Below are 11,372 nucleotides of genomic sequence, written 5' to 3'. Positions count from 1 at the left end.
CCGGAAGGAACCACAGTGGCAGTCGAGATGTTCTACGACGACGATGCCGACCTGTCGATCATCCAGGGCCGCAAGGTCGCTGTCATCGGCTACGGCAGCCAGGGTCACGCGCACTCGCTGAGCCTGCGCGACTCGGGCGTCGAGGTCCGCGTCGGTCTGGCCGAGGGTTCGAAGTCGCGTCCGAAGGCCGAGGAGGCGGGCCTGACCGTCGGCACGCCCGCCGAGGTCTCGGAGTGGGCGGACGTCATCATGGTGCTCGCGCCCGACACCGCGCAGGCGTCGATCTTCACCAACGACATCGAGCCGAACCTGAAGGACGGCGACGCGCTGTTCTTCGGCCACGGCCTCAACATCCACTTCGGCCTGATCAAGCCGCCCGCCAACGTCACCATCGGCATGGTCGCCCCGAAGGGCCCGGGCCACCTGGTGCGTCGTCAGTTCGTCGACGGCAAGGGCGTTCCCGCGCTGATCGCGATCGACCAGGACCCGAAGGGCGAGGGCCAGGCGCTGGCGCTGTCCTACGCCAAGGGCATCGGCGGCACCCGCGCGGGCGTCATCAAGACCACCTTCAAGGAAGAGACCGAGACCGACCTGTTCGGTGAGCAGGCCGTGCTGTGCGGCGGCACCGAGGAACTGGTGAAGACCGGTTTCGAGGTCATGGTCGAGGCCGGTTACGCGCCGGAGATGGCCTACTTCGAGGTGCTGCACGAGCTGAAGCTGATCGTCGACCTGATGTACGAGGGCGGCATCGCGCGGATGAACTACTCGGTCTCCGACACCGCCGAGTTCGGTGGCTACCTGTCGGGCCCGCGGGTCATCGACGCCGACACCAAGAAGCGCATGCAGGACATCCTCAAGGACATCCAGGACGGCAGCTTCGTCAAGCGTCTGGTCGCCAACGTCGAGGGCGGCAACAAGGAGCTCGAGGCGCTGCGCAAGAAGAACGCCGAGCACCCGATCGAGGTCACCGGCGCCAAGCTGCGCGGCCTGATGAGCTGGGTCGATCGCCCGATCACCGAGACCGCCTGATAGCCAGGCCGATTCGCGCGGTGGCCCGCTCCGGAGTTCCGGAGCGGGCCACCGGCGTCTTTCGCGGAGTTTCTAACTGCTGCCGAACGAGCCTGTGCCCGGGAAACCCTGACCCCAGCCGCCGCCTTGGCCCCAGCCCCCGCCCTGGCCCCAGCCCTGATTCCAGCCTCCGCCCCAGCCTTGGTTCCAGCCTCCGTCGCCCCAGCCCTGGTTCCAGCCTCCGCCGCCCCAGCCACCACCCTGGCCCCAGCCAGGACCGCGGCCATAAGGTGGTGCGCCGTAGTGCGGTTTGTCGACCAAGACGTTGTTGTTGCAACTCCAGTCCTGGAACGGGCCGAAGGCGCACTGGTTGTAAGCCGGAGTGACCCCGGGTGTGCTCGGGGTGGCGGAGGCGGGCATCGCCAGCGCGGTCAACGGAATCGCGGCGATCGCACCGGCGACGGCCACGCGAAAGATACGGCGTGCGCTGATTGACGAGAACAACGTAAATCCTTTCAGTCTGCGGCGAGCGTCTCCGCCCGCCATCCCCCGTTTGCGGGGTCCGCCCACGGCCCACCCCCGCAGACAGATCTTGGATCTACGGTCACTGCTTCGCGGTCGCGCTTACCGACGGCACAGCGACTGCATAGCTACACTCTTGCGCACTCGCCGCCGAAGGTCACGGGTGTTCTCTCCCCTGCGGGGCAAATCGAACCGCGGTATTAGGGAGTTCCCCTATCGCCGCACCCTGGATCAACCGAACAGCGGCAGCACCGTGTCCACTATGTCCGCAGGCGACGGCAGTGACGTGAACGCGCTCGCTGGGCTCAGGTGGCGTTGCAGCGCGCGCTGATGCGCCGCGCCCACCAGCAGCAGCGCTGCGGCGCGCAGATTTACGGCGCTCGAGGCGGAGGGCTGCGCGGCCGCGAGCCGCGCTTGCATCGCATCCACCGCGCGGTGCGGACCGATGTCCGTCTCCTGGGCGCGGTCGAGGTACCGCGCGCGCAGTTCGGCGTCGGATTGGATCGCGGCGGCAACGGGGATCGTGGCGACGAAGAAATCTTCCAGCGCTTCCATCAAGGCGACGAGATCGGCGCGCAGGTCTCGGTGCGCGTCGATGTCGCCGAGGACGTCCTTGACCGGTCGCAGATGCCGTTGGACCACCGCCTGCAACAGCCCGGTCCGGTCGCGGAAGTGATAGAAGATGCTCGACTCGGCGACACCGGCGCGGTCGGCGACCCCTTTCGTGGACAGCCGCGCCACACCCTCCTCGGCGAGGATTCGCTCCGCGGCGGCGATCACCGCGTCGCGCACGCCCGTCGAGGGACGCCCACGGCGGCGGCCTTCGACCCGGCCGGATGCCGTCACGAATCCTCCGATCTTTCGTTCGTCACCCCTTGCAGTATGCCCGACGCGGTCGTATTTTCTGAGTAGATACTCAGTAAATATCTCGGAGGTGACCGATATGTCCAGCCAGGCTTCGGTGCGGCGGCCCCCATCGCGATTCCAGCGCACCGGGGACGCGGTCGTAAGGTCGTTGCTCCGGTCTCCGCTGCATCGGGTGCTCAGCGGCAGGTTGCTGCTGGTCACGGTGCTCGGGAGGAAATCGGGGCGCGAGTACACCAATCCGGTCGGATATGCCGACCATGACGGAGCGCTGCTCGTCGGCACGACGGCCGGGTGGCGGCGCAATCTCCGCGACGGTGAAGCCGTGCGTGTCCGGCTGCGCGGCAGTGAGATTCGTGCCAGAGCCGAAGTGATCGCCGACGAGGCCCGGCTCGCCAAGCTCGCTCCGGTGGTGGTGTCGGCGAATCCGATCCACGGGCGCTACGCGGGTATCGAGCTGGAGCCGGACGGGACGGTCGATCGCGACGATCTGCGGCGAGCCATGGCGAACGGGTATGTGATCGTTCGTCTGAGCCCGGTCTGAGGCGGGCCGGGTCGTCGCCCGGGTCCGTTTCGCGCCGTCCGGATCGCTCTCCCGCCGCCGCGCGGTAAGGCATCCGTTGTAGCGACCGTCTGGTTACTCGCTCGTACGGCGGCTGGGGCCTATGGTTCTTCCGGACAACGAGGTCGGAGAAATGTACACCCGGAGATTCCCTGTCCGAACGGATTCCGCACCGTGGCCCACTCGACAAAGCTCGACCGCACCGTGACCGTCCCGACCTCGGCCGGCCGCCGACCCGAGGCGATCCACCGATTTCTCGTGAAGCCCGACGACGCGGGCATCGTCGGATCGGTCGACGGCGGCAAACTCCTGGAATGGATCGACAAGGTCGCCTACGCGGCGGCGGCCCAGTGGAGCGGTCGCTACTGCGTCACCGCCTACGTCGGCAATATCCATCTCGACCGGCCGATCGCGATCGGTGAGCTGGTCGAATTGCATGCGAATCTGGTCCACACCGGGCGCACCAGCATGCACATCCTGGTCACCGTCTATTCGACCGATCCCACCCGGGTGCAGCCGGTGCAGTCGGCGCAATGCCTGACGATCTTCGTCGCCGTGGACGACGACCGGCGCACCGTGGAAGTGCCGCAATGGAATCCCGCCACGCTGCTGGAATTGCAGCGGCACCGCCAGGCGCGAGCCCGGGTCTCGGTGCGCAAGCTGATCGAGGAGGCGATGGCCGCGCAGCGGTACACGTCGGCGGGCACCGCGCCGAGCGCCACGCTGCGGTTCCTGGCCGCGCCGTCGGACATCAATTGGGGCGGCAAGGTGCACGGCGGCCGCACGATGCGGTGGATCGACGAGGCGGCCTACGTCTGCGGTGCGGACTGGGCCGGGCAGCGCGTCATCACTTCGTACTTCGGCGGCATCCGCTTCTACCGGCCGATCGTCATCGGCCATGTCGTCGAGGTCACCGCGCGGCTGATCCACACCGGCCCGCGCAGCATGCACCTCAGCGTGCACGTGACCTCCACCGACGCCCACTCCGACGAGCCCGCGCTCGCCGCGCACGGTCTCGCCGTGGTCGTCGCGCTTGACGGCGAGGGCAAAGCACGGCCGGTGCCGCAGTGGGAGCCGGTCTCCGAGGAGGATCGCGCGCTGGACGCGCACGCCAGGCACCTCATCGAACTGCGCTCGCTGGTCGAGCCGTTCACTGTGGCGAGCGCCGTGCCGTCGGACGCCGAGCCGAGCCATTTCCGCATACCTGCGCCGAGCTGAGGCCCAAGCGCCCGGTCTAGACTAGTTACCGATGAGTAAGTTCTTCGCGTCGGTGGACGAGGTGACCGGGCGTCTCACCGAGGCCGGGTACCTCCCGTCCCTCGATATCGCCACCGCCGTGTTCCTCGCGGGCCACCTCGGCAAGCCCCTGCTGATCGAGGGCCCGGCGGGCGTCGGCAAGACCGAGCTGGCCAAGGCCGTCGCCGCGGCGACCACGTCCGACCTGGTGCGGCTGCAGTGTTACGAAGGCATCGACGAGGCCCGCGCCCTCTACGAGTGGAACCACGCCAAGCAGCTGCTGCGCATCACCGCCTCGGACGACGAAGGCTGGGACAGCACCCGCGACCACGTCTTCACCGAAGAGTTCCTCCTCGCGCGCCCGCTACTGGCCGCCATCCGTAACCAGCGCTCCACGGTGCTGCTCATCGATGAACTCGACAAAGCCGATGTGGAGTTGGAAGGCCTGCTGCTCGAGGTGCTCGGCGACTACCAGGTGAGCATCCCCGAACTCGGCACCGTCACCGCGGTGCGCAAGCCGTTCGTGTTCGTGACCTCCAATGCCAACCGCGAGCTGTCCGAAGCGCTCGAGCGGCGCTGCCTGTACCTGCACATCGATTACCCGACGGCGGAATTGGAGCGGGCGATCGTGCGGATGAAGGTTCCAAAGCTGGACGAGGCGCTGGGAGAGCCGGTGGTCCGCGTGGTCGGTGCGTTGCGCCAGCTCTCGTTGCGCAAAGCGCCGTCGATCGCCGAAACCGTCGATTGGGCGAAGACGCTGGTCGCTCTGGGTGCGCGCAATCTATCCGGTGGTGTCGTCCGCTCGACGCTCGGTGTGCTGTTGAAATATCAATCCGACCACCGCGTGGCGATCGAGCGGCTCGGACTCGATCTGGATGCCGAGCAAGGTGGGCGGTGAGGTGGGGTTCCATCCGACCGCTGACCGCCTATCGGCCAAGGCCGGTCATCGCGCCCAGTGCGGGGCTGGGGCGTTATGAGCATCGCTGAAAGCCGCGCCGGTGAGATGGGTACCGGATCGATGACCGATCGGCTCGTTGAATTCGTCGGGCTGCTGCGGGATCACGGCATCAACGCGGGGCCGAGTGAAACCATCGACGCGGCTGAGGCGATGATCGCCCTCGGAATCGATGATCGCAATCGCTTGCGCTCCGGCATGGCCGCCTGCCTGCTGCGCCGCAATGGTCAACGCGCCGTGTTCGATCAACTCTTCGACCTGTATTTCCTTACCGCCCAACAGCCACAGTCCGTCGATCCGTCGACGCCCGAATCCATCGAAGCGCTGCGAGATCGTCTCGTTGCCACACTGGCACAGGACGATTCGGAGTCGGTCGCCGAACTGGCCCGCCAGGCGCTGACCGAACTCGGCGGCTACGGCGGCGCGGGCGCCGGGCAGTCCACCGCGCCGATCACCACCGCATCCGGCGCGGGCTGGTCCTCTTACCTGACCATGAAAGCCCTACGCCCGGACGAACTCATCGATCGCGTCGTGGCGGGCATGAACGGCTCCTCCCAGCTCGACACCACCGTCCACACCATCGAGGCCAACCGCCGCCTCGCCGCTTTCCGCACCGCCGTCCAAGCCGAGGCCCGCCTGCGCTCCGCACAGCTGCGCGGCACCGAATACATCGCCCGCCGCGGCGTCGAATCCAGCACCGACCAGATCGATTTCCTCGGCGCCCGCGAACAGGACCTCGCCGAAATGCGTCGCCTGGTCCACCCTTTGGCCCGCAAACTCGCCACACGCCTCGCCGTCCGCCGCCGCAAAGCCGTCCGCGGCCAGATCGACCTACGCCGCACCCTGCGCCGCTCCATGGCCACCGGAGGCGTCCCCATCGACCCGGTCCTGCGCGCCCGCAAACACGGCCGCCCCGACCTGGTCGTCCTCGCCGACATCTCCGGCTCGGTCACCGGCTTCGCCGAATTCACCCTTCAGCTGATCCAGGCCCTGCAAGACCAGTTCAGCAAGGTCCGCAGCTTCGGCTTCGTCGACACCTGCGACGAGATCACGCACTTCTTCACCCCCGGCGAACCCCCGACCCCCGGCACCGCCGCCCGAATCATCCGCTCCACCAAGGTCGCCCGCTTCGGCAGTTCGAACTACGGCGAGGCCTTCCAAGGGTTTCTCGACAACTACGCCGAGGCCCTCGGTCCGCGTACGTCCGTCCTCATCCTCGGTGACGGCCGCACGAACCGCACGGACCCGAATCTCGCTGCGGTGCAGACCATTGCCGACCGGGCGAAGCACACCTACTGGCTGAATCCGGAGCCGTCGCGGTCGTGGTCGACGGGGGATTCCGCCGCCCACGTGTACGCGGCGAACGTCACGATGCACGAGTGCCGAAACGTCAAGCAGTTGACCGAGGTCATCGCGCGTTTGTTACCAGCGTGAGTCGGCGTCTGCGACGGTGTCTTATCTGGCCTGCTCAGCTGGCTGGTACTGCCACCGCTCCGTCCCGCTGACCACATCTGGGCTCGGTCGGCTGGCGCGCCGCCGACAACACCAAGCCCTGCTCAACTACCACCAGCGCTGCGGCCGCCTACTCGAACACCAGTCCGGCGCAACTTGTGTATAACGGCGGCTGTCGCGGTGGCGGTGACGTCGTCGACCCAGTCCGGAATGGCCACCGCGTTCGCGATGTACTCGCGGACGAGCCCGTAGGGAATCGCCTTGACCGCAGCCACCGCGATCGCCATGTGATGCTCGTCGGCCTCGCCGCATTCCGCCGCGACGGCGGCACGCAGTGCGTCGTTCATCCGGTCGTTGACTCCTGCGATATCCGCACGCAACTCGGCAGAGCCCACTTCGAGCAGTTCCTCGCGCCGGAACATCTTCATCGCACGAGCTTCGGTGGGATGCTCGCGGCAATATCGCGGCAGGTGCATCGCGGCGGCGAGCAGTGGGTCGGCTCCCGACAGCGCGGCGACGAATCCGATATGGAAGCGCTGGATCGAGCGCAGCCACAGTCGTGCGAGCAACTCTTCGCGGGAAGCGAAGCGCACGTAGATCGATCCGGTGTGGACGCCGGAAGCGGCACTGATCGCGGCGATGGTCGGCCTGGTCGTCGCCGGATCGGCCAGCAAGTCGCGTGCGGCGTCGAGGATCTGCTCATCGGTGAAGCGCCGGGGTCTTGCCATGGGGGACAGCCTAAGGCAAGGTTTCGGAATATGGATTCAAAAACTGCGTTCCCGATCACGGGCAGTCTGCTCACATTCATCGGATCGGCACATACCGCGCTCGGCGGCGTCATCTGGGCGACCGGTCGCGAGGAGACCGAACTCGCCTTCTGGTTCACCGCGTTCGGAGTCGCCGCCGTCGGCTTCGGCATCGCCGTGATCGAGACGGAACGAACCCGCGGCTACGTACCAGCGCCGATCCTCACCGCGATCGCCGTGCTCACCGCGTTCGGCCTCGTATTCGAGCCGGTGTCAGGGTTTCTCACCGTCCTGGTACCGCTGGCCATCGGCGTCCGTGGGTGGGTGCGCCGTCGCCGCATCGCCGCGATCCCGGCAGGGTGAACCGGACCCCGCTCGGCCACATCTCACCGGACGTGACTCGGTCTCGCGCCGTCACGAGCCTGACCGAGATCGCAGTTGCGACCGGCTATCAAGTGGACTACGAGCCGACGCCGCCGATGTCAGGGCGGCCCTGGCCGAGCACGCCGCGCTGGATCGTTCCGCCACTGGTCGGAACGCCTCGATCGTGAACTACGGTTCCGCTTGGGCGTAGGAAGGTCCCAGCGGCCAAGGCCACCGCGGCGCCGACCGCCGGGTACACCAGGTCGTCGGTGTGCCGGTACCAGAAGGTGGCGTAGCGGCTTTCGGTGCTGTCGCACAGGTCATCGATCACCCGGGTGTCCGTTGCCTGGTCGACACAGATTCCGACGTGAATCGGCTGCGCGGTGTCGGTGGCCGGCGTAGTCGGGATGATCCGAGGAGTGGTCGTCGGTGGTGGCAGGGTAGTAGTGGTCGTTGGCGGAGTCGTGCGAGCCGGGGTCTTCGAGGTGGTGTAGACCGTGGTGACGATCGGGCGGGGAGCAGCGGTACCACCAGCCCCACACCCACTCGACATAAGCGCCGTAGCCACCAGGGCAGGCAATGTGTACGAGACACGGCGCGACGCCATGACCCGCTTCTGCCCACGATCGCAGCCCGATGCGCCGCTCATACATTCCCCTCCGATTCATACGCCCCACTGCCCGGACCGCCCGATGTTAGCAATGTGCAAGCGTGCGAACGGTTGATCCGCGGTTCGTGAAATGCCAATTGCCAGAATGTTTTTACCCCGCGCTGGCCCGGAATCACTCCTATGCAGAAGCAGTTGACGGAGTTCATCGCGAAGCTGTTGCCGTCGTGACTCAGCCGCAGCTCTTTCCTCAGTGTGCAGCAGTACCCAGCTGGTCCACGTGAGCCTGTTGAAGATCGCGCATCAGAACATCGAATCGCGGCGCATCGGGCCAATCCGGGCGCAGTGTGCCGACGCGGTGCCACCCCCAGCGGCGATAGTTGTCATACGCCCGGCGGTTATCCGGTCGGACAAGCAGCGTCGCGCGCTGTTCCGGCCGACCCTCGAGTAGTTCGTCGTGCAGGGCACGCGCAATACCCTTCCCCGTAAACTGCTTGCGCACCATGATCTCGCTGAATGCGAATGTGCGAGAGCCGTTCTCGGCGGTGAAGGACGCTTGGTCGCCCTCGTCAAGTTTCAGTCCGTCCCACCACGCGGTCTTGGCAGTGAGCGGCCAACCCCATGCCTGGCCGCAGGGTTCGCCGTCGAGGCGGGCGATCACCAGCTCGAAGGCACCGGCGCGGGCGGGGTCGGTGTAGGCGTCGAAACGGTGCATGAACGCTTCGGGAGATTCGAACTCCTCACCGGACTCGATCGCGTCAACGTAGGAGTCTCGGAAGATGGTTTCGACCTCGTCGCGTAGTTCGCGTGCCTGCGCGGCGGTGTAGCGCTGAAAGTTCAGGTCAGACAATGCGGAATCTTCGGAGGTCATACGGTAATCGCCCTTTCCGCCAGCTCGTCGAATCGTGTCGAAAATTCCTCGTCCCGGCCTTCAGCCGCGACCCGCACTGGTTCGAGCAGGCGCAGCGTGCGGGTGGAGGACACAGAGTTCTCCAAGTCGGCGAGAACCGACATGCCCTCTTCGATAGCAGCGCCGATCTCACCCAGATCAGCCAGCGCCGCCGCGGAACCTGCTCGATAGTTCGCAGAGTTACGCGCACTGGACTTGTCCACAACCAACCCGGAACAAAGGTCTGCCGATTTCGCGTGATCGCCCAAGTGGCTGAAACCGCGGGCTTCATGGCTTCTGATCTCGGTGGCATTGACGAACCGCAACCATGGTGGGCAGTCCTCACGGGACTCATGGTCGAGCGCGAAATCAAGCTCCCGCCAAGCGATGGCCATGGCCTTTCCGAACGCGGTGCGGTCGCCGAGGACTCCGTACGCTTGCGCTTCGCGTGTCGCGATCAGGACATGGACTCGCCCCGGTGCGTGACCGCGTGTGAGCGCCCGAGCGCGGCCTGCGAGAGTCAGGGCACGGTGCGGATTCGCTTCGCCTGTGCGCTGCCGCGACAGCGCCATCTGCGCGGCGTTGAGGCAGACATGCACGGTCAGTTGGTCGTCACCGGCTTGGCTGGCCAGCGCGAACGCGTCGGCGTAGCAGCTGCGGGCGAGCGGATACCTATCGGCGTCGTAGGCCAGCCAACCCGCGATCGTCGCAAGCTCTCCTGCGGCACTCATGAATGCGCGGCCCGCCTGTTCGGAGAACGCACAGGTGTCCAAGAGGCGCTTAGCTGCCTCGAGTCCTTGAACGGCGTCGCTCACAAGGGCCGCACCACCAATGACTTGCTCGCGCCGCCCGAACTCGGCCGCAAGCGCGTCGAGCCTTTGCGCGTCGCCGATCCCGATTCGAGCTGGAGCTCGATCACCACCTGCCGCGAAGTAGGCGGCACCTAGTAGCATCCCGAATTCACGTCGCTTCACAATGTCCTCGACTTCCGGCGCGCTATCGCGACCATCCCTGACCAGGCTATCGCTCGCTATGCCGACGAAGCGCTGGTGAACCAGGGGCACCGTGGCCTCGTGTACGGAGTTGATCTCGGCGCGGAAACGGGCACGCTGCTCATCAGTGAGACGAGCAAGCTCGGTGTCCAACGCTTCAGCCGACTCATTCCGCACCGGCTTCGCGTGGGTTGCGCGCTCCCACTTCCGAATTGTCGCCGTCGTGAAGCCCATCTTCTCGGCGAACTGCTCCTGCGTCATCCGCAGGGCCGCCAAGCGAAGCGCTTTGACCTCCACCTTTGTCCACTTGCTGACGATCATGCTCACCCCCTGTTGCCCCTGCAAAGCATGCTGGCGCAAGCGTATTACTTCTGTGCGAGTCCTGTGACTGGGATCGCATGCCTGGCCTGGCGAAGCTGGAAACAGCCCCGCCGCCGGGTTGAAAATGCTCCCCGGCGGCGGGTGCATGCCACGTTGAACCAGGCGGAGGGACACTCGAATGAGTTCGCGGAACGACATCAAGGACACGGCGTTGACGGTGTGTTACTACTACCGAAACACCTGCGATCTACCCGCTGAGGTAGACCCGGCGCATACGGGGCGGATCGTGATACGCACCGGAGGCGTGTGCGGCTTGATGATGCCGGCCTTCATCGGTTCAGAGGTGAAGGCACGGATGCAGTGCCACGGCCAAGTCGGGCCGATTCTGACCCATCCGCGCTCGCACCGTTGGACATTCCTGGTGGATGCGGATCTGACGAATGAAATCGGGTTGTACGCAGAGATGGTGCGCTTGCAGGTGTCCATCATCCGAGGTGGAGGGGTCATCGCTTTGCCTGGTCCGGGCCGGCGCCCAGGCCTGTTTCGCGCGTGGGTTGAACCGCCGCGCGACGCGTTTCGCCCGTCCGGCCGTGACGTGGTCGACGCGATTCGGGAATGTGCCGCGCAACACGCGAAGAACCGGAAGGGACTGGTGGCAGATGCCTGACACCGCGCACGGATGTAGTCCGGAATGCGAACCGTGGATGACCGCCACGCATTGTGGCGTGACGAAGTTCCACTACGCGACCGGTGAACTCCTGGCAGTACGTTGCCCGTCGAAGACCTGCTGTGACCTTATGGTGCCGCTCGTCGCAGGACGGATCGCGCCGCACACTTCGCCGGTCGGTGTAGCTC

General features: G+C 66.3%; 13 protein-coding genes. 7 read left to right on the top strand and 6 right to left on the bottom strand.

From position 1 onward, the window contains the following. Nucleotides 1–27: 27 nt before the first annotated feature. Nucleotides 28–1,029, top strand: coding sequence for a ketol-acid reductoisomerase (gene ilvC, locus ACWESM_RS03065; protein WP_174372187.1), 1,002 nt, complete (start codon nt 28–30; stop codon nt 1,027–1,029). Between the two features lie 72 nt (nt 1,030–1,101). On the opposite strand, the gene ACWESM_RS03060 is transcribed toward ilvC, so the two are convergent. After that, entirely contained in the window at nt 1,102–1,512 is a 411-nt protein-coding gene (locus ACWESM_RS03060) for a hypothetical protein (protein ID WP_364429228.1), read from the bottom strand. 249 nt (nt 1,513–1,761) lie between these two features. After that, nucleotides 1,762–2,376, bottom strand: coding sequence for a TetR/AcrR family transcriptional regulator (locus tag ACWESM_RS03055; RefSeq protein ID WP_356961184.1), 615 nt, complete (start codon nt 2,374–2,376; stop codon nt 1,762–1,764). A 97-nt stretch (nt 2,377–2,473) separates the two neighbouring features. On the opposite strand from ACWESM_RS03055, the gene ACWESM_RS03050 reads away from it, so the two are divergent. The 4 genes from ACWESM_RS03050 (at nt 2,474) to ACWESM_RS03035 (ending at nt 6,581) form a co-directional block, all read left to right on the top strand. After that, nucleotides 2,474–2,938 (top strand): nitroreductase family deazaflavin-dependent oxidoreductase, encoded by a 465-nt coding sequence (locus ACWESM_RS03050; protein ID WP_452490874.1) that lies wholly within the window; start codon nt 2,474–2,476, stop codon nt 2,936–2,938. A 192-nt stretch (nt 2,939–3,130) separates the two neighbouring features. After that, nucleotides 3,131–4,174 (top strand): acyl-CoA thioesterase, encoded by a 1,044-nt coding sequence (locus ACWESM_RS03045; RefSeq protein WP_452490873.1) that lies wholly within the window; start codon nt 3,131–3,133, stop codon nt 4,172–4,174. Nucleotides 4,175–4,205: 31 nt separating this feature from the next. Continuing rightward, nucleotides 4,206–5,090 (top strand): AAA family ATPase, encoded by an 885-nt coding sequence (locus ACWESM_RS03040; protein ID WP_452490872.1) that lies wholly within the window; start codon nt 4,206–4,208, stop codon nt 5,088–5,090. Nucleotides 5,091–5,165: 75 nt separating this feature from the next. Then, a complete protein-coding gene (locus tag ACWESM_RS03035) occupies nt 5,166–6,581 on the top strand; it encodes a vWA domain-containing protein (RefSeq protein ID WP_452490871.1) in 1,416 nt (471 codons plus the stop codon). A gap of 122 nt (nt 6,582–6,703) precedes the next feature. Here ACWESM_RS03035 and ACWESM_RS03030 read toward each other — a convergent pair whose 3' ends face one another. Further along, nucleotides 6,704–7,327 carry a TetR/AcrR family transcriptional regulator gene (locus ACWESM_RS03030; protein ID WP_452490870.1) on the bottom strand — a complete coding sequence of 208 codons (624 nt, stop codon included), beginning with the start codon at nt 7,325–7,327 and terminating at the stop codon, nt 6,704–6,706. 30 nt (nt 7,328–7,357) lie between these two features. Here ACWESM_RS03030 and ACWESM_RS03025 point away from each other — a divergent pair, with 30 nt between their 5' ends. Continuing rightward, the gene (locus ACWESM_RS03025; RefSeq protein ID WP_452490869.1) at nt 7,358–7,708 is read left to right on the top strand and encodes a DUF6463 family protein; all 351 of its coding nucleotides are present in this window, start codon (nt 7,358–7,360) and stop codon (nt 7,706–7,708) included. Nucleotides 7,709–7,805: 97 nt separating this feature from the next. Here the strand turns inward: ACWESM_RS03025 and ACWESM_RS03020 are convergent, their stop codons facing one another. The 3 genes from ACWESM_RS03020 to ACWESM_RS03010 all read right to left on the bottom strand — a co-directional run bounded on the left by ACWESM_RS03020 (nt 7,806) and on the right by ACWESM_RS03010 (nt 10,517). Beyond that, nucleotides 7,806–8,039, bottom strand: coding sequence for a hypothetical protein (locus tag ACWESM_RS03020; protein WP_397275453.1), 234 nt, complete (start codon nt 8,037–8,039; stop codon nt 7,806–7,808). A gap of 526 nt (nt 8,040–8,565) precedes the next feature. Further along, nucleotides 8,566–9,186 carry a GNAT family N-acetyltransferase gene (locus tag ACWESM_RS03015; RefSeq protein WP_397275455.1) on the bottom strand — a complete coding sequence of 207 codons (621 nt, stop codon included), beginning with the start codon at nt 9,184–9,186 and terminating at the stop codon, nt 8,566–8,568. After that, nucleotides 9,183–10,517, bottom strand: a complete 1,335-nt coding sequence (locus ACWESM_RS03010; protein ID WP_452490868.1) for a helix-turn-helix domain-containing protein — start codon at nt 10,515–10,517, stop codon at nt 9,183–9,185. Before ACWESM_RS03010 ends, ACWESM_RS03015 begins: the two co-directional genes overlap by 4 nt. Before the next feature lie 178 nt (nt 10,518–10,695). Here ACWESM_RS03010 and ACWESM_RS03005 point away from each other — a divergent pair, with 178 nt between their 5' ends. Then, nucleotides 10,696–11,184: a DNA-directed RNA polymerase subunit beta gene (locus ACWESM_RS03005; RefSeq protein WP_397275459.1), complete on the top strand. Its 489-nt coding sequence runs from the start codon at nt 10,696–10,698 to the stop codon at nt 11,182–11,184. Nucleotides 11,185–11,372 lie beyond the last annotated feature (188 nt).

The organism is Nocardia sp. NPDC003999, assembly GCF_053604885.1.
The sequence above is the reverse complement of the archived record's forward strand: the minus strand, read 5'-3'. Positions and strand labels throughout refer to the sequence as shown.